This window comes from Actinomadura formosensis NBRC 14204 (genome assembly GCF_001552155.1).
GTDB lineage: Bacteria > Actinomycetota > Actinomycetes > Streptosporangiales > Streptosporangiaceae > Spirillospora > Spirillospora formosensis.
The window spans coordinates 13266-30854 of the sequence record NZ_BCQQ01000090.1 but is presented as its reverse complement, the minus strand read 5'-3'; the positions used below and the strand labels follow the sequence as shown (position 1 = coordinate 30854).

Here is a 17589-nt window from a genome sequence, read left to right as displayed (position 1 = left end):
CCGCCGGTGCCCCGGCGGCGCGGGACGTCCCGCGGCCCCCGCCCGCCGAGCGGCGCCCAGGGGCCGCGGCGGCACACCGCGGCCCGCGTGATGCCGGGTTCGGGGAGGGCGCGGATCACCTCTCGCAGCAGGTCCGCCGTGGCCTCGGCGGTCAGGCGGTCCTCGGGACGCTGCCGCAGCAGCCCGTCGATGACGGGAGTCAGCGGCCCCGCCCGCATCGGACGCGCGTAGTCGCCCAGCAGCACCGCCACCATGGACGCGAGCGCATGGCGGCGCAGGAACGGCGAGAAACCCTCGACCGCCGTGTAAAGCGTCGCACCGAGTGACCAGAGGTCGGACGCCTCCACGCTCGGCTGCCCGTTCACCCGTTCCGGCGGAAGGTAAGCGGGAGATCCCTCAATGCCCGAAGGCATTGTGTCGGCGTTCTCCACACCCTTCTTCATATGGACGGCCAAACCGAAGTCGGTGAGCAGAACGCGTCCGTCATCGCAGACGAGGACATTGCTCGGTTTGACGTCGCGGTGCAGGATGCCGGTCGCGTGCGAGGCGCGCAGCACCGACAGGACCGCCGCGCCGATCTCCGCCGTCCGGCGCACGCCGAGCGGGCCGTCCTCGGCGACGAGCCGGTTCAGCGAGCACGACTCCAGGAACTCCATGACGATCCACGGGCGGCCGTCCTCGATGACCAGGTCGTGGACGGCGACCACACCGGGATGCCGCAGCGCCGCCGTGGCCCGCGCCTCCATCAGCAGGCGCCGGCACATCACCCTGCGTTCACTCTGGGTGATGCGCGAAGGAAGGCGGACCTCCTTGACGGCGACGTCCCGGTCGAGCATCTCGTCGTACGCCCGCCAGACGGTGCCCATGCCGCCTCTGCCGACCACAGAGAGCAGGCGATACCGTCGCGCGAGCGGTATCAGCCGATCCCCATTCATAGAGCGGGTAATCGCCGGAACGCGCCCAAGACACGCCCCATCGGCATCAATTGATTCTTGACCGGCGCACCGCCCGGAAAAGGCACCAAACCGTGGTATGGGCGCAGAAAACTTACTCCAGCACGCTTCGCGCCCACTTGTAGTCGGACTTGCCGACGGCCGTGCGCCGCACCTCGTCCACCAGCGTGATCTGGCGCGGGAGCTTGTATCCGGCGAGCCGGCCGCGGCAGTGCTCGGTGAGCCCCTCCAGCGTGACCGTCGCGCCGGGACGGGGCGCGACGACGGCGGCGACACGCTGCCCGAACCGCTCGTCGGCCAGTCCCACGACGACCGCGTCGTCCACGTCGGGGTGGTCCTTGAGCGCGACCTCGACCTCCTCCGGGTACACCTTCTCACCGCCCGTGTTGATCACGAGGGAGCCGCGGCCGAGGAGGGTGATCGTGCCGTCCTCCTCCAGGGTCGCGAAGTCGCCCGGGACCGACCAGCGGGTGCCGTCGGCGGCGGTGAAGAACGTCGACGCCGTCTTCTCCGGGGCGTTGTAGTAGCCGAGCGGGATGTGGCCGCTGCGGGCGAGTTTGCCGATCTCGCCGGGCTTGACCATGTTGAGGTCGTCGTCCAGGACGGTGATGCCCGGCTTCATCATGAACCGGGCCGTGCCCTCCGCGGCGCCGACGGACGGCCCGCACGCGCCGGTCTCCGAGGCGCCGTAGTTGTCGAGGAACATGATGTCGGGGAGGCGGTCCCGCAGCGCCCGCTTGGCGCCCTCGGTGAGCGGGGCGCCGCCCGACGCGATCGCCATCAGCGAGGACGTGTCGTACCCGCCGCTCGCCAGCGCCTTCGCGACCGGCCGCGCCATGACGTCGCCGACCAGCATCAGCACGTTCGCCCGCTCCTCGGCGAGCAGCCGCAGCGCCTCGCCGGCGTCGAACGCATGGTCGGTGTAAAGGACGACCTTGGCGCCGCTGAACAGGCCCATGAGCGCGACCCACTGGCCGGCGCCGTGCATGACGGGCGCGCAGTCGAGGACGGCCATCGCGGGCTGGCCGGCGTTGGCGGCCAGTTCCTCCGGGGCGCCGATCGGGTCGCCGAGGGCGTTCCCGCCGCCGAGTGCGCCGAAGAAGATGTCCTCGCAGCGCCACTCGACGCCCTTCGGGTAGCCGGTCGTGCCGCCCGTGTACATGATGTAGCGGTCGTCGCTGGAACGTTCCGGGAAGTCGTCGCCGGGGTCGGCCTCCGCAAGGGCCCGCTCGTACCCGACCGCGTCCGGGATCTCGGCCGCGGAGCCGTCCTCCAGGACGACGACGTGCCGCAGCTTCGGCAGCCCGTCCCGGATCTCCTGCACCTTCTCCAGAAGCGAACGCTCCCCGATCAGCGCGGCCGAGTCCGAGTCGGCCAGCACATGCCGCAGTTCCGCGGCCACGTACCGGTAGTTCACCGGGACGGGCACGGCACGGATCTTGAACGCGCCGAACATCGCCTCGATCCACTCGGCGCGGTTGTGGGCGAGGATCGCGACGTGCTCGCCCGGCCGCACGCCGGCCGCCGCGAGATGGTGCCCCACCCGGCTCGCGCGTTCGCTGAGCTGCCCGTACGTCCGCCGTTCGGCCCCGGCGACGAGGGCCGGACGGTCCGGGCCCGCCGCGGCCAGGATTTCGAGCAGGTCGGCCAGGTTGTAGCTTCGCGCCATACCGCGTCCTCGCAGGGGGTCGGGGTGGGGACTGCCCCGATCCTCCTGGCGAACCCCATCCTTGTCGACAGTCCGTCCAATGAGATGAGTCACATCCCACATCGCCTTATCCGGCCACGTACGAGGTCCTTACACGGTGCTTATCTGGGTACCGGCATGCTTGGCCGTAACAATTCTGTATCAGACAGGGGTAGTGGTGAGCGCAGGCGCGATGGCGTGGACCCCGCCGACGTGGGAGGAGATCGTCAGCGAGCACTCGACCCGGGTGTTCCGGCTGGCGTACCGGCTGACCGGCAACCGGCACGACGCCGAGGACCTGACGCAGGACGTCTTCATCCGCGTCTTCCGCTCGCTGTCGTCCTACAGCCCCGGCACGTTCGAGGGCTGGCTGCACCGGATCACGACGAACCTGTTCCTCGACCGCGCCCGCCGCAAGCAGCGCATCCGGTTCGACGCCCTCGGCGACGACGCCGCCGACCGCCTGCAGGGCCGCGAGCCGACGCCCGCGCAGGCCTACGACGACCGCCACCTCGACGCCGACATCCAGAAGGCGCTGGACGCCCTCGCCCCCGAATACCGCGCCGCCGTCGTCCTGTGCGACATCGAGGGGCTCTCCTACGAGGAGATCGCCGCGTCCCTGAACGTCAAGCTCGGCACCGTCCGCTCCCGCATCCACCGAGGCCGCGCCCAGCTCCGGAGCGCCCTGGAACACCGCCGCCCCGCCGAAGCCACCCAACCCTGACCCCGCCCACCGGGCTGGTCACGCCGTGTCCAGGGCGTGGCCGGCGTCCTCGGCCAGGTCGGTGACCGCCGACGGCGCGCCCGCTCAGCGCAGCGACGCCGCCAGCCGGCCGAGCCGTTCCGACCCGATCCGCGTGGCGATCGCCTCGTACAGGTCGTACACGCGGCCGACCGATCCGGCCCGCAGCCGCTGCGCCGCCTGCGCCAGGCCGATCATCGTCCCGATGTGGCCGCGCCGCTCGGCGATGTACCCCTGCCATGACATGACCGACCGACCAGCTGCCGGTCGTCGATCTCCGTCGCCCATTCCAGGGTGCGGCCGAGCCACTTCAGACCGTCGGCGTACCGGCCGACGTTGGTGTGCAGCCAGCCGGCGAACTGCGCCCACTGCGCGGCGACGTCGAGCAGGTCCCGCCGGACGGCCCCGCGGGCGTCGGCCACCATGCCCTCGATGGCGCGGAGCTGTGCGCGGACCGCGGGGACGACGGCCGCCGACCCGATGGAGTCCTCCAGGCGCCGTTGCCCGGCCAGCACGCGGGCGAGCGACTCGACCGTGGCGAGATCGACGCGCGAGGGCCTGGCCGCCGTGTCCCCGAGCGGGGGCGACCGGCGCCGGAAACAAGACGGGATTGACATGTGTTGAAGCGTCAACTAACTTTCGATGTTAGTTGAAGGTTCAATTCACTCGCGGGAGTCACCATGAGCATCGCCGCCGTCGCGCCCGAGCTGACCACCGGGACCTGGAACATCGATCCCGGGCACTCCGAGGTCACCTTCGTCATCCGGCACCTGATGACCAAGGTGCGTGGCACGTTCACCCAGTTCTCCGGCACCGTGCGGATCGACGAGGACCTGGCGCGGTCGACCGCGGCGGCCGAGATCGAGGTCGCCTCGCTCGACACCCGGAACCCCGACCGGGACGCGCACGTGCGCACCGCCGACGTCCTGGACGTCGAGAAGTACCCCACCATGACCTTCGCGACCACGGGCGTGCGCGCCGAGGGCGACGGTCATTTCCTGGACGGCGAGCTGACGATCAAGGGCGTCACCCGTCCGGTCACCCTGTCGGTCGAGTTCAACGGAGTCGCCGAGGACCCCTGGGGCGGGACGCGCACCGGCTTCTCCGCCGCGACCACGATCAACCGCAGGGACTGGGGCATCGAGTTCAACATTCCGCTGAAGGGCGAGAAGGCCCTGCTCGGCGACAAGGTCGACATCCAGCTTGAGATCCAGGCCGTCCGCGTCTGAGCCGCCGCGTCAGGCAGGGCCGCCCGTTTTCGGGCGGCCCTTTTCGGTGCTCAGGGGCAGGCGGAGCGCGAAACAGGCGCCGGACGGGTGAGGCTCGGCCCGGATCGTCCCGCCGTGCGCGCCGGCGATCTCCCGGGCGATGGCGAGGCCGAGGCCGGCGCCGCCCGCGCCGCGGCTGCGGGCGGCGTCGAGGCGGGTGAAGCGCTCGAAGACGCGTTCCCGGTCGGCGGGCGCGATGCCCACGCCGTCGTCGGTGACGGTGAGCAGCGCCTGCCCGTCCTCCCTGGTCACCCGGACGGTGATGGACGAGTCGGCGTAGCGTTCGGCGTTGTCCAGCAGGTTGCCCAGCAGCCGGACGAGCTGCGTCGGCACCCCGAGGACCGTCACCTCGGGCGTGAGCTCCGTGACGATCTTCGGGGTGAACGAGCGGCGGGCGACCTCGGTCTTCACCAGCATGGACAGGTCGACCGGCTCCCGCGCCGTCCCGGCGGTGCCGATGCGGGTGAGCAGCAGCAGGTCGGTGACGATCGACTCCAGCCGGTCGGTGTCGCGCAGCGCCGACCCGACGACCTCCCGCAGGTCGGTGTCGTCGGGATGCGCCGCGGCGTCCTCCAGGTTCGCGCGGAGCGCGGCGATCGGGGTCCGCAGCTCGTGGGAGGCGTCGGCCGCGAACTGCCGCTGCCGTCCGACCGACCCTTCCAGCCGGTCGAGCGTCGCGTTCGCGGTGCGGGCGAGCTGCGCGATCTCGTCCTGCCCGGACGGCTGGGGGACGCGGCGGCTCAGGTCGGTGGCGCTGATCTCGGCGAGCTGGGCGCGGATCGCCTCGACCGGGCCGAGGGTGCGGCCGACGACCTGCCAGGTGATCCACGCGGAGGACCCCGCGAACAGCAGGACGCCGGTACCGAGCACCGCCTCCAGCACCCCGTCCACCAGGTAGGACGGCATTTGCTGTGACGCGTACACGACGACGGAGTCGGGCGTGGTGCTGACTCGGATGGCCTCGATGACGAGGCATTCACGTTTCGGCCAGGTACCGTGACACTCGGTGAAGTCGCGGATCCGCTGGTTGCTCGACGGCCAGACTCCGCTCACCGGCGGGCGGCCCGCCGCGGCGGGTGTCGCGTTCGTCACGAGCCCGCCGGGCTCGACGACCTGGATCAGGACGCGGCCCCGGGTGTCGTCGGGGATCACGCGCTTCAGCGTTCCGTCGCGGAGGGCGCCGCTGACCCTCCGGGCGCCCGCCTGCGTCTCCTGGAGGCGGTCGGTCCTGACGGCGCCGCGCACGGCGAGGTCGACGACGGCCGCCGTGATCCCGAACACGAGCGCGGCGATCACGGCGGCGATAAGCGTGTCCCTGGCCCTGATGGACCGGGGGCGCATGCGCATGGCTCCTCCTGGGCCCCACGCTACCGGCGGTCCCAAACGACAGCCCGAAACCACTGCCGGGTTTTCACCTTCCCTTACTGGGACATCCCGTTTTATGACGGTTCCTCCGAAGCACAGGGACGGACACATGGGCAGGGACGTGGCTTCGGTCACCATCAGCGGCGAGGACCGGCGGCGGTATCGCGAGAAGGTTCGCAGGTGCCTCGACGTGCTGGCCCGCATGCTGGGCGAATCCCAGTTCGACTTCGAGCGCCCCCATATCGGGCTGGAGATCGAACTCAACCTGATCGACTCACTCGGCGATCCGCTGATGCGCAACGCGGACGTCCTCAAGGCGATCGCCGACCCGGCCTGGGCGACGGAGCTCGGCCAGTTCAACCTGGAGATCAACATCCCGCCCCGCGAACTCGGCGGGGAGAGCACCGGCGAACTGGAGGCGGAGGTCCGCGAGCATCTGCGGCACGCCGACGACCGCGCCCGCGAGGTCGGCGGCCGGCTCCTCATGATCGGCATCCTGCCCACCCTGCGGCGGACCGACATCGGCGAGGAGACCCTGTCCGCCAACGCCCGCTACAAGATGCTGAACGACCAGATCTTCGCGGCGCGCGGCGAGGAGATGCGCATCGACATCGGCGGGGCGGAGCCGCTGCACATGCACGCCGACACGATCATCCCCGAGGCCGCCTGTACCAGCGTCCAGTTCCATCTCCAGGTCAGCCCCGACCAGTTCGGCGCCTACTGGAACGCCGCACAGGCCATCGCCGGCGCCCAGGTCGCGGTCGGCGCCAACTCCCCGTTCCTGTTCGGGCACCGGCTCTTCCACGAGACCCGCATCACGCTGTTCGAGCAGGCCACCGACACCCGTCCGGACGAACTGAAGACGCAGGGCGTCCGGCCCCGCGTCTGGTTCGGCGAACGCTGGATCACCTCCGTGTTCGACCTGTTCGAGGAGAACACCCGCTACTTCCCGTCCCTGCTGCCGCTCTGCGACGAGGAGGACCCGCGGAAGGTCCTGGACGACGGCGGCATCCCCGAACTCGGCGAACTCACCCTCCACAACGGGACGATCTACCGCTGGAACCGCCCCATCTACGCGGTCGTCAAGGGCCGCCCCCACCTGCGCATCGAGAACCGGGTCCTGCCGGCGGGGCCGACCGTCGCCGACGTCGTCGCCAACGGCGCCTTCTACTACGGCATCATCCGGATGCTCGCCGAGGCCGACCGGCCCGTCTGGACCCGCATGTCCTTCGCCACCGCCGAGGAGAACCTCCACCGCGCCGCCCGCGACGGCCTCGACGCCACCCTCTACTGGCCCGGTGTGGGCGAGGTCCCGGCGGCCGAACTCGTCCTGCGCAAACTCCTCCCCCTCGCCCACGAGGGCCTCGACCGCTGGGGCGTCGACCCGGCCCGCCGCGACCGCCTCCTCGGCATCATCGAACGCCGCTGCGTCACCGGGCAGACCGGCGCCGCCTGGCAGATCGCCACCGTCGACTCCATCGAGCGCTCGTCGGGCGCCTCACGCCACGACGCCCTCCGCATGATGACCCGCGCCTACGCGCACAACATGCGGGAAAACGCGCCCGTGCACACCTGGTGAGCCGGAGCGGCCCGCCGACGTCCCCGGCCCGTGCACGGTGGCCGGGGATCCGGCGGTCCCGGGGGCGCTGACGCGTGCCCCGCTCCGGAACCGACACAGATCCTCCACATTTCCGGCCCGGCGCCCGCATATCCGGCTTCTAGAGTCAGGGTTCGTGACTGGGAACGAGACTCGGGTCCTCGTGGTCGAGGACGAGCCGACGATCGCGCGGGCGGTGGCGGACCGGCTGGCGGCGGAGGGCTTCGGCGTCCAGGTGGCCGGGGACGGCCCGTCGGCGGTCGAGCGGGCCCGCGCGTACGAGCCGCATCTCATCGTGCTGGACGTCATGCTGCCCGGGTTCGACGGGCTGGAGGTGTGCCGGCGCGTCCAGGCGGAGCGTCCCGTCCCGGTGGTGATGCTGACGGCGCGCGACGACGAGACCGACCTGCTCGTGGGGCTCGGCGTGGGCGCCGACGACTACGTGACCAAGCCGTTCAGCATGCGGGAACTGGTCGCGCGCATCCGGGCGGTGCTGCGGCGGGTCGAGCGGCCCGCGATGGGCGCCGCGGACGGCGCGGTGCGGGCCGGGGGGCTGGAGGTCGACCGGCGGGCCCGGCGGGTCCGCCGGGACGGCCGCGAGGTGCATCTCACCCCGACCGAGTTCGACCTGCTCGTGTGCCTGCTGCGCAACCGGGGGGCGGTGCTGACCCGCGCCGTCCTGCTGGAGCAGGTGTGGGACTGGGCGGACGCGTCCGGAACCCGCGTCGTCGACAGCCATGTGAAGGCGCTGCGGCGCAAGCTGGGGCCGGGCCTGATCCGGACGGTGCACGGCGTCGGCTACAGCCTGGAGGCCGCGTCGTGACCGCCGCCGTCCACAGGCTGTGGGCACGGCTGCCCCGGCCGCTGGACCCGCTCCGGTCCATCAAGGTCAAGTTCGGCGTCGTGGTCGTCGTGACCGCGTGCATCGCCGTCCTGATCGTCCTGTGGGGGTATCCGCTGGGGTTCCGCGCGCGGCAGACGACGCCGGTCGGCGTGCTCATCTCGCTGGTCGTGACCCAGTTGCTGGCGCACGGGATGACGGCGCCGCTGCGGGAGATGACGGCGGCGGCGCGGGCGATGGCGCGCGGCGACTACGGCCGGCGGGTGCGGGCGACGTCGCGGGACGAGGTCGGCGAACTGGCGCAGGCGTTCAACCGGATGGCCGCCGACCTCGCCGAGGTGGACCGGCAGCGCCGCGAGTTCGTCGCGAACGTCTCGCACGAGCTGCGCACCCCCATCAGCGCGCTGCGGGCCGTCCTGGAGAACGTCGCGGACGGCGTCACGCCCGCGACCCCGGACGTCCTGGAAACGGCCCTCGACCAGACCGAACGGCTCGGGCGCCTGGTCACCCAGCTTCTCGACCTGTCGCGGGTCGAGGCCGGGGCGGCGGTCCTGGACCTGGCCGACATCGATGTCGCCGCCTTCGTGGACGACGTCACGGCCGAGGCGTCCGCGGGCCGTCCGGACGCGGTGTTCGAGTCGGACGTCACGCCCGGCCTGCACGCCACCGCCGACCGCGACCGGCTCCACCAGGTCGTCGCGAACCTGCTCGACAACGCCGCCCGGCACGGCCCCGCCGGCCGCCCCGTCACGATCACCGCGCGGCCGGGGAACGAACCGGGCGGGCTGGTCATCGAAGTGACCGATGAGGGACCCGGCATTCCCCCCGAGGAGCGCGCCCGCGTGTTCGAGCGCTTCTCGCGCGGCTCCGTGCCGGGGTCCGGGACACCGGGCGGCGGCACCGGCCTCGGCCTCGCCATCGCCCGCTGGGCCACCGGTCTGCACGGCGGCGACATCACCGTCCTGGACACCCCGACCGGCTGCCGCATCCGCGTCGTGATCCCCCCGATCATCGGAGAACCCGCATGACGAACCCGCCCGGTTTCCCACCCGCCCCCGGTTTCCCACCCGCCCCCGGATTTGCGCCGCCGCGACAGGTCCCGTACAAGCCGACAAAGATCGAGCAAGCGCTGATGAGCTGGAAGCGGCCCGCGCGGCCCATGTCGGCGGCGCTGCTGGCGGGGACGGTGACCGCCGGGGTGATCGGGGCGGTCGCGGTCGGGCCGGCGCTGGGCAACGGGCCGTTCGGGGTCGGGGTCCTCATCGCCGCCGCGGCCGTCGCTTACGTGTCGGGCGCGTCGGCGTGGTCGGCGGGACGGATCGTGCGGCCCGCGGCCGGGAGGCGCGGGGCGCGCGTCAACCGCACCGCGATCGCGTTCGTGCTGCTCTCGGTGGGCCTGTCGGCGACCGCGGTGTACCGGGACGCGGGGTGGGTCGTCAGCACCGCGCTGCTGCTCGCCGTCGCCATCGGCTCGTACGGGGTGTCGGGCGGGCGGTCCTGGCCCGAGGTCCTGTTCGGCGGCCTCGCGGTCCTGCCGGCGACCGTCCGCGTGGTCCCGTGGATGGGACGGGGCGCCTACGGGATCGCCGCGTCGGACAAGAGCAACGCCTGGCCGATCATCCGGACGGGCCTGATCGCGGCCGGGCTGCTCGCCGTGTTCGGCGGCCTGTTCGTGGGGGCGGACGCGGCGTTCGGCACCCTCGCCTCGGGCCTCCTCCCCGAAGTGTCGCCGGCCTCGGTCGTCCTGGACGGGGTCGCGGGGTTCGCGGTGCTGCTGCTGGCGTCCGCCGGCGCGTTCCTCGGGCAGGCGCCGCCGCCGCTGCACCTGCTGATCCCCGAGCGCGCCAAGCCCGCCGGACGCTGGTCGTGGGCGGTGCCGATCGCCGCGCTCGACCTGCTGTTCCTGACGTTCTGCACGATCCAGGCCCGGGTGGCCCTCGCCGACGACAAGGACAAGATCCTGCGCTCGGCCGGCCTCACCTACGCCGAGTACGCGCACCAGGGGTTCTTCCAGCTGGTCATCGTGACCGTGCTCGTGCTGGCCGTCGTCGCCGTCGCCCGGCGGTACGCGCCGGCGGGGAGCCGGGCCGACCGGGTCACCGTCCGGGTGCTGCTGGGGCTGCTGTCCGCGCTGACCCTCGTGGTCGTCGGCGTCGCGCTGCGGCGGCTCTACCTGTACGAGGAGACGTTCGGCTGGACGAGGCTGCGCCTGTGGGTCCACGCGTTCGAGCTGTGGCTCGGCGTCGTCGTGGTGCTCGTCGCGGTCGCCGGGGTCGTCAGGGGTCGGGTGCCCTGGCTGCCGCGCGCGGTCGCCGCCAGCGGCGCGATCGCGATGATCGTCCTCGCGGTGCTCAACCCGGACCGGTTCATCGCCGAGCACAACGTCGCCCGCCACGCCGAGACCGGCAAGATCGACGTCTCGTATCTGCGGGGGCTGTCCGCCGACGCCGTCCCGGCCCTGGACAGGCTGCCCGAGCCGGAACGGTCCTGCGCGCTGAGCGGCCTCGTCTACCGGCTCGATGACGCCGAACCGGCGATGAGCGCCAACCTCGCCCGCGCCCGCGCCCGCGAGATCCTGAAGCGGCGTCCCGCCGACACGTCGCTGAGCTGCTTCAGCGCGACTCATCCATGAGGAGCAGGGCGTACGCGGCGAGGGTCGAGTCGTCGGTGATGCGGCCCGCCCGGATCAGCGCCCGGAACTCCTCCCGGGAGATCCACTTCTGCCGCATGTCCTGCTCCTCGGGCTCCCGGTCGGCGTTCCCGGCCTCCAGGCCGGACGCGGCGAAGACGTTGAAGCCCTGGCCGCTCGTCCCATGCGCGCAGTGCAGGTGGCCGAGGTGCTTCAGCGTGCCGGCGCGGAGCCCCGTCTCCTGGGCGAGCTCAAGCCGGGCGAGCTCCTCGGGGTCGGCGTCCTGCCGGTCGGGGAGCGAGCCCTGCGGGAAGTTCCATGTGCGCTTCCCGATCGGGTACCGGTACTCCTCGACGAGATGGAACCCGTCGTCCTCCAGCGGGATGACCACCACGAAGTCCGGTTTGTCGACGACGCCGTAGATGCCGCGCGAGCCGTCCGGCCGCTCGACCTCGTCCTCCCGGACGACCATCCAGGGGTTCTCGTAGACGACCCGCGTGCCGACCTGGCGGACGGCGGGCTCTTCGGTCATGTCAGCTCCCGGCCCATAGTGGTGGACGAGTTCACGCCGACCGCGGCCCGGCAGGGCACCTCGACGGCACGGCCACCCTGATCGTAGGCGCGGCACGGCGAGGGGGACGGGCGTGCCCGTCCCCCTCGCCTTCGGCCACGTCCGGTCAGCCGCGCCGGAAGGTGACGACCTCCCCGGAGTCGCCGACCGCCTCGCGGGCCGGCGGGATGATCCGCTCGCCCGCGTTGTCGGCCAGCAGCGCGCGGGCCCGCAGCACGATCTCCAGGTCGAAGCGGAGATCGGGGTCCAGCAACTGGTCGCCGAACAGCTCCTCCAGCTGGCGCAGCCGGTACCGGACGGTCTGCGGGTGGACGTGCAGCCGCATCGCGACCTCGTTGGCGTTGCGTCCCGACTGGAGCCACGCCAGCAGCGTCTCGGCGAGCCGGTCCTGCTGGCTGGGCCGCAGATGCGCGAGCGGCGCGAGACGCAGGTCGGCGAGCGAGGTGATGAGCCCCTCGTCCTGGAACAGGATCAGCGTGGACATGTGCTCCACGCTGCGGATCACGCCGCTCTCCGCCTCGATCACGCCGCGCTGGACGAGGCACAGCGTCTTGCGCGCCCACTGGATGGAACGTGCCGCCTCCATCAGCGGAACCGTGGGGCCGACGACGGCGAGCGTCCCGGCCAGCGCCCGGTCGACGAGCTTGGCCCGGCCCGGCCCGTCCGGGTCGGGGATGATCAGGCTGGGGGTGCGGCGGGTCAGGTCGGCCAGCACGTCCGGGGGGAACGCGGGCTGGCGGCCGCCCTGGTGGGGGCGGCCGAGCGCGACCGCGGCGACCGTGCGCGGGACGGGCCAGTGCGCGGCGGCGGCGAGATCGGCGATGGCCTCCTGCGCGGCCGGCGGGTCGGCGAGCAGCAGGTCCAGCAGGCGTTTGCGGCGGCGCTGCATCTCCCCCGCGACGGCGGCCTTGGCCTGCGAGAACCCTTCGGCGGCGGCGTGCGCCAGCTCGTCTTGGAACTGCATCAGGACCTCGCCTGCGGCGCCGAGCGTGCGCGGCGGCACCCGGAGCGTCTCGGCGCCCTCGGTCATCCGGCGCCACGCCACCATGCCGCCGACCCGCATCGCGGTCTGCATGGCGTCGAGGCTGCGTCCCTCACCGGCCTCGCCACGGCCGATGGCGCGGAAGAAGTCGGTCACCGGGGCGGGATCATGAGCGGGATCGGCCACCCGGTCCACGAAGTAGTGGAGTACCCGCTCGACGGCGAGCCGCAGGGTCCCCGAGTAGGAGCCGTCCCCCGGCCGGTCGTACTCCCTGACGCGCGTCTGGATCTCCTGGATCATGTCGTCCGCCACCTCGTCGAGGTGGGGTCGCATGTGATCCGCCAGTTCCCTCGGCAGATCCGCCCACGGGCGCCCGTTGTTGGTCGAACCGTCGTCCGACACAGCACCTCCCCCTGCTCGTCCCCCACAGTGCCGCGCCATACACAGAGGGTAATTACTTACTTATGGGACCTGTGTGAGGCAAATCATGACCCCTTCCGCGCCCAAGCGCAAAGTTTAAGTTGCCCTCCGACCAGCATCGGCCGACGAAATGACAACCAACCGCCAGGAATCCGACGGCTGCGGCGGGACGGCTGGACGGCGCGTGCGCCGGAGTCGCCCCGCGATCGTGTGCTCCTCACTCCTTCGTCAAGGCCGCACCCGCCGGTTCGCCGGCGGCCCGCGCGCCACCCGGGACGGTGCGCGAGTTCTTCCCGCCGGTGCCGAGCATGACGAGCAGCGAAGCCCCCGTCAGCGCCACACCGAACCACACGACGCTCGTGACGCCCAGATGATCGGCGAACAGCCCGCCGAAGAGCGCGCCGAGCGCGATGGACGTGTTGTAGGCCATGGTGTTGAGCGACATCGCGGCTTCGAAGGTCTCGGGCGCGGCGGCGAGCGTCATGTTGACCTGGGAGAGCTGCACGACGCCGAAGGAGACCCCCCAGAGGATCAGCGCGAGGATCGAGCCGGCCGGTTCGCCGCCGATCGCGAGCAACAGCAGCAGGGACGCCACCAGCCCCGCGCAGCCGACGATGAAGCTGCCCCGCGGGCTCCTGTTCACCGTGTATCCGGCGATGAAGTTCCCGGCCGCGCCTCCGGCGCCGAAGAGCATCAGCACCACGGTGATGAAGACGGGCGAGGCGGAGGCGCTGCTCTCCAGGAACGGGCGCACGAACGTGTAGGCCCCGAAGTGGCCGAGCACGAAGAGCACGACGATGAACAGCACGCGGCGCAGCGGCACGTTCCGGCGCGGCAGCCCGAAGACCTCCCGGACCGGGACCGCGTTCGCCGACGGCAGCGACGGGACGGCGGCGGCCACCGCGAGGAGCACCAGCAGGCTGAGGCCCGCCCAGATGAGGAACGTGACCCGCCAGGTGGTGAGGTTCTCCAGGGCCGTCCCCAGCGGGATGCCCACGACCGTGGCGATCGAGATGCCGGACATCACGATCGCGGCCGCCCGGCTGGCGTGGCGTTCCGGGACGAGACGCATCGCCATGCTCACGCCGATCGCCCAGAACACGCCGCTCGCGAATCCCATGATGAGCCGCGTCGCCAGGACCACCGGGTAGTTCGGCGAGACGGCGGTGATCAGGTTTCCCAGGGCCAGGACCGCCAGCAGCGCGGACAGCAGCACGCGCCGGTTGACGCGCCTCGTCCACGCCACGATGAACGTCACGGCCAGCCCGGCGGAGACGCCGTACAGGGTCACCATGAGCGCGGCGACTCCCACCGGGACGTCCAGGCTCGTGCTCAGCGGGGTGAGCAGGCCGACGGGCATCAGTTCCGTCGCGAGGAACACGAAGAGACTCGCCGTGATCGCGGCGACGCCCAGCCATGCCCGTGCGGCCGAATGCCCGCGCTCATCGTGTACGACCATCACTTGCTCCCGTCCGTCCGGGATCCATGGCGTTGTGCGCACCATGACCCGGACAATCTTTCAACGTTGAAATCTTTAACGTTGAAGACAGTAGGACGATGGTAGCTTGACGTCAAACAGTTCAACGTTGAGGAGTGCTCGTGACGCGTGATGCCCTCGACCTCATCCTTGAGCAGTGGGCCCACGCCCGCCCCGACCTCGACGCGTCGCCGATGGGGGTGCTCGGCCGCCTCTCCCGGGTGACCCGGATCGCCGAACGCGAACTCAAGGCGCTCTTCGGCGAGTTCGGGCTGGAGCGGGGCGAGTTCGACGTCCTCGCCACCCTCCGGCGCGCCGGCGCGCCGGGCGGCATGACCGCGGGCTCGCTGGCCCGCTCCTCGATGGTGACCTCGGGCGCCGTCACCAACCGGCTCGACCGGCTCGTCGCCAAGGGCTACGTCACCCGCGACGTCGACCCCGCCAACCGGCGCACCGTCATCGTCGCGCTCACCCCCGCCGGCCGCGAACTCATCGACCGCGCCGTCGCCGCCCATGTCGAGAACGAGCGGCGCATCCTCGCCACGCTCGACCGGGACCAGCAGGACGCCCTCGCCGCGCTCCTGCGCACCCTCCTGCTCAGCCTCGGCGACGAGGCGGACGACCACCGAGGAGCGGACGAGACCTGAAGTCCGTGAATGGCCGGACTCCCTCACCTATCGTGACTTCGATCGCGGAGGTGGAGCGGGCGATGCGAGCGCGTGAACGGTGCGAAGCCGAACACGGCCATGCACGGGAGGACTACATCAGGGAGGCATGAGACGTGACGCAGAAGGACAGCCCACACGAAAGGTGGGCTCCCGGGGCAGGGCGCGACAATGACGAGGTGCGGGCAGGACGTGAAGAGGCTCGCCTGGCGTTCGAACTGGGAAATGCCGTCCGGCAGCGCCGCCTTGCCCTGGGACTGACGCAGACCGAACTCGCCGAAAGGGCCGGGCTGCCCCAGCCCGCCCTCTCCAAACTGGAGTCGGGAGGCCCGACCCCGACGATCGGTGTCCTCAACCGGCTCGCGCACGCCCTCGGAGCCAAACTCAAGGTGGAGTTCACCGACGCGGCCTGACCGAGACGGGTCCCCGTCGAGGCAGACGGGGACCCGTCACCGATCAACTCTGGGCCAGGTCGTGAACGCCGGCCGCGACGCGGCGGGCGAACGCTCGCCACTCGGCAGCAGCGAAGGCCAGCTTCGGACCGTCCGGGTCCTTGGAATCCCGAACCGCCACCACCCGCGCGGCCTTCGCGACCTCGACACATTCGCCGCCCTCATGACCGCTGCGGCTCGCCTTGCGCCACGCCTCAGCGGGCACCTGCGGAACGCTCCCGACCTCCACGCAGTCGCCACCTTGGTGTCCACTCTGGCTTGCTTTGCGCCACTTCACGGCCGACAGATCCAGTGCGGTCATCCGTACTCCTCCATCACACTCGTGATCAAGGAACGCGACTCCCCAACACGAAGCGCGTCACCTCGCAGTGAGTTGTACATTACTGCGAAAGTACCGACAATTCGCGGGTCCTGGATGAGCATCCCCTGCCCTGCCGATTCGGTGTACGCGACGTCAGGCGCGTTCGAGAAGCTCAGGATGGTAAAGCTCCCGGTGAGGCCGGGGTAGTACCCCTGGCTCATCGGGACGACATCGACGGAGATGTTCGGATGTTCGGCCATGGTGAGGATGTGCGCGAGTTGCTCGCGCATGACGTCCGGTCCGACGATCGCACGACGCAGTGCCGCCTCGTCGAGCGTGAACCACACGTGGGGCGCGTTCTCACGGGTGAGGATCTCCTGCCGCTTGAGACGTTCGGCGACGAGACGATCCGCTGTGTCGGGGTCTTGGTCATGGCCGACGACCGTTCGTATGTAACTCTCGGTCTGGAGTAGACCGTGGATCGGCATCAACTGGTAGATGCGGGCCTGGCTGGCCTCAGCCTCGCGTTCCATGTACGCGGTGAAGCCGGGCGGGATGATGGCCTGGTGGCGGGTGTCGATGATGCGCTTCCACAGCCGCTGGAAGAGGCCGTTGGTCTTGAAGAAGGTGTCCAGGTTCTCCGCGAACGTCTTGGACGGGATGCTTTTCGCGGATTCGAGCTGGCTGATCCATTGGGGCGTATAGCCGAGAGTCTCGGCGAGGGCCGTCTGGGTGAGTCCTGCTTCCGTTCTCCACGCCGTCAATTCAACGGCGAATGTCTGAATTGCGGGGGCTTCATATGGTTCGCTACGCGTTCCCATCGGGGGCTCCTTGAGAAACCGGTCCCTGGGTTTCGTTGATCTTCCGGGGGGTGGAGCGCGGCTCTTGACACCTTGCTGGTCAGGAGCAATGCGCGCTGTGATTCTTATAACACATGCACCGCCAGCGATTACGACCACGGGATCTCCCTTGAAAGACACATCTTCGTTCGATGACCCCGCACTCGACCGGCTTCGTGAGGATTTTCCCGGGCACCACATTTGGCGTTCGCGTCGGTGGGACGGGCGGCTCGGCGAATACGTCGCCACGCTTATCGACCCCAAGGCCGGGGTGGACGCGACCGTGATGCGCGCGGACCCGGTGGAGCTGCGGGCCGAACTGATGCGGGAGGCCGTCCGGGCGGGCGGCGCCTACCGGAACCTCCGGTGAGTTCATCACCGGAGCGGGCCGTCCGTCCCAGGACGGCCCCGGGGAGGGAGGTGGCGCGGCCGGCCGGGTTCCCCCCGTGCCCGCCGGTCGCGCCATCCCTTCTCGACACCTGGCGGGCGCGCCGTCACCTGAACCGGCTCGCCCTGCGGCTGCGGCGGGACGGTTGGACGGCCCGGCCCCGCTACGGCCAATCCCCGCCGCTGCTGCGGGTGTTCGACCCGCGGGTCCCGTGCATCGGCGACAGCATCACGGCCGTCCGGGACGAGACCGGCTGGTGGTTCGTGTCGAGCACGGGAGACCGCCTGGCACCCTGCCCCGACCTGGACGGCGCGTGCGCCGGAGTCGCCCGGCTGCTCGTCCCGTGGGTCGTCTGCGCCCTCGGCGACCGGAACCCCTGACCGGCGGAAAGCTCCCCGGCCGGGCCGGAAGC

At 71.2% G+C, this 17589-nt stretch carries 20 protein-coding genes; 10 read left to right on the top strand and 10 right to left on the bottom strand.

The annotated features are described in order from the left end of the window. Both AF1_RS22160 and AF1_RS22155 read right to left on the bottom strand, forming a co-directional pair. Nucleotides 1-884 (bottom strand): serine/threonine-protein kinase (locus AF1_RS22160; RefSeq protein WP_169804052.1); only part of this gene is annotated, 884 nt, incomplete at its 3' end. A gap of 163 nt (nt 885-1047) precedes the next feature. Then, nucleotides 1048-2622 carry an acyl-CoA synthetase gene (locus AF1_RS22155; RefSeq protein WP_067802509.1) on the bottom strand — a complete coding sequence of 525 codons (1575 nt, stop codon included), beginning with the start codon at nt 2620-2622 and terminating at the stop codon, nt 1048-1050. A gap of 196 nt (nt 2623-2818) precedes the next feature. Here AF1_RS22155 and sigE point away from each other — a divergent pair, with 196 nt between their 5' ends. After that, complete coding sequence (gene sigE / locus AF1_RS22150) at nt 2819-3364, top strand: RNA polymerase sigma factor SigE (RefSeq protein ID WP_407642242.1); 546 nt, start codon at nt 2819-2821, stop codon at nt 3362-3364. Between the two features lie 84 nt (nt 3365-3448). Here sigE and AF1_RS36505 read toward each other — a convergent pair whose 3' ends face one another. Next, nucleotides 3449-3580 carry a hypothetical protein gene (locus AF1_RS36505; protein WP_255218830.1) on the bottom strand — a complete coding sequence of 44 codons (132 nt, stop codon included), beginning with the start codon at nt 3578-3580 and terminating at the stop codon, nt 3449-3451. Further along, nucleotides 3577-3999: a hypothetical protein gene (locus AF1_RS22145; protein WP_131732939.1), complete on the bottom strand. Its 423-nt coding sequence runs from the start codon at nt 3997-3999 to the stop codon at nt 3577-3579. The genes AF1_RS36505 and AF1_RS22145 overlap by 4 nt, the downstream gene beginning before the upstream one ends. Before the next feature lie 63 nt (nt 4000-4062). Between AF1_RS22145 and AF1_RS22140 the strand changes: the two genes are divergently transcribed. Continuing rightward, nucleotides 4063-4611 (top strand): YceI family protein, encoded by a 549-nt coding sequence (locus tag AF1_RS22140; protein WP_067802496.1) that lies wholly within the window; start codon nt 4063-4065, stop codon nt 4609-4611. A gap of 9 nt (nt 4612-4620) precedes the next feature. Here the strand turns inward: AF1_RS22140 and AF1_RS22135 are convergent, their stop codons facing one another. Further along, nucleotides 4621-5997 carry a sensor histidine kinase gene (locus AF1_RS22135; protein WP_067802491.1) on the bottom strand — a complete coding sequence of 459 codons (1377 nt, stop codon included), beginning with the start codon at nt 5995-5997 and terminating at the stop codon, nt 4621-4623. A 127-nt stretch (nt 5998-6124) separates the two neighbouring features. Between AF1_RS22135 and AF1_RS22130 the strand changes: the two genes are divergently transcribed. From AF1_RS22130 to AF1_RS22115, 4 genes are all read left to right on the top strand, one after another. Continuing rightward, on the top strand, nt 6125-7594 hold the full coding sequence (locus AF1_RS22130) for a glutamate--cysteine ligase (protein WP_067802488.1): 1470 nt from the start codon (nt 6125-6127) through the stop codon (nt 7592-7594). Between the two features lie 154 nt (nt 7595-7748). Then, nucleotides 7749-8435, top strand: coding sequence for a response regulator transcription factor (locus tag AF1_RS22125; RefSeq protein ID WP_242609001.1), 687 nt, complete (start codon nt 7749-7751; stop codon nt 8433-8435). Next, nucleotides 8432-9481, top strand: coding sequence for a HAMP domain-containing sensor histidine kinase (locus tag AF1_RS22120; protein WP_067802486.1), 1050 nt, complete (start codon nt 8432-8434; stop codon nt 9479-9481). The genes AF1_RS22125 and AF1_RS22120 overlap by 4 nt, the downstream gene beginning before the upstream one ends. Before the next feature lie 104 nt (nt 9482-9585). Then, complete coding sequence (locus AF1_RS22115; protein WP_067802483.1) at nt 9586-11085, top strand: DUF4153 domain-containing protein; 1500 nt, start codon at nt 9586-9588, stop codon at nt 11083-11085. Here AF1_RS22115 and AF1_RS22110 read toward each other — a convergent pair. From AF1_RS22110 to AF1_RS22100, 3 genes are all read right to left on the bottom strand, one after another. Next, complete coding sequence (locus AF1_RS22110; RefSeq protein ID WP_067802480.1) at nt 11066-11614, bottom strand: NUDIX domain-containing protein; 549 nt, start codon at nt 11612-11614, stop codon at nt 11066-11068. The genes AF1_RS22115 and AF1_RS22110 overlap by 20 nt on opposite strands. Before the next feature lie 145 nt (nt 11615-11759). Then, complete coding sequence (locus AF1_RS22105; protein WP_407642244.1) at nt 11760-12968, bottom strand: helix-turn-helix domain-containing protein; 1209 nt, start codon at nt 12966-12968, stop codon at nt 11760-11762. Between the two features lie 304 nt (nt 12969-13272). Further along, complete coding sequence (locus AF1_RS22100; RefSeq protein ID WP_084263207.1) at nt 13273-14514, bottom strand: MFS transporter; 1242 nt, start codon at nt 14512-14514, stop codon at nt 13273-13275. Between the two features lie 140 nt (nt 14515-14654). Between AF1_RS22100 and AF1_RS22095 the strand changes: the two genes are divergently transcribed. After that, on the top strand, nt 14655-15179 hold the full coding sequence (locus AF1_RS22095; protein ID WP_067802473.1) for a MarR family winged helix-turn-helix transcriptional regulator: 525 nt from the start codon (nt 14655-14657) through the stop codon (nt 15177-15179). Between the two features lie 197 nt (nt 15180-15376). Beyond that, nucleotides 15377-15610, top strand: a complete 234-nt coding sequence (locus AF1_RS22090) for a helix-turn-helix domain-containing protein (protein WP_067802470.1) — start codon at nt 15377-15379, stop codon at nt 15608-15610. A gap of 43 nt (nt 15611-15653) precedes the next feature. Here AF1_RS22090 and AF1_RS22085 read toward each other — a convergent pair whose 3' ends face one another. Both AF1_RS22085 and AF1_RS22080 read right to left on the bottom strand, forming a co-directional pair. Then, nucleotides 15654-15950, bottom strand: coding sequence for a DUF397 domain-containing protein (locus AF1_RS22085; protein ID WP_067802467.1), 297 nt, complete (start codon nt 15948-15950; stop codon nt 15654-15656). Further along, on the bottom strand, nt 15947-16771 hold the full coding sequence (locus tag AF1_RS22080) for a helix-turn-helix domain-containing protein (protein WP_067802464.1): 825 nt from the start codon (nt 16769-16771) through the stop codon (nt 15947-15949). The genes AF1_RS22085 and AF1_RS22080 overlap by 4 nt, the downstream gene beginning before the upstream one ends. 148 nt (nt 16772-16919) lie before the next feature. Between AF1_RS22080 and AF1_RS35285 the strand changes: the two genes are divergently transcribed. Next, nucleotides 16920-17159 (top strand): hypothetical protein, encoded by a 240-nt coding sequence (locus AF1_RS35285; protein WP_165488455.1) that lies wholly within the window; start codon nt 16920-16922, stop codon nt 17157-17159. Nucleotides 17160-17209: 50 nt separating this feature from the next. Next, a complete protein-coding gene (locus AF1_RS22075) occupies nt 17210-17557 on the top strand; it encodes a hypothetical protein (protein ID WP_067802461.1) in 348 nt (115 codons plus the stop codon). Nucleotides 17558-17589: the final 32 nt, after the last annotated feature.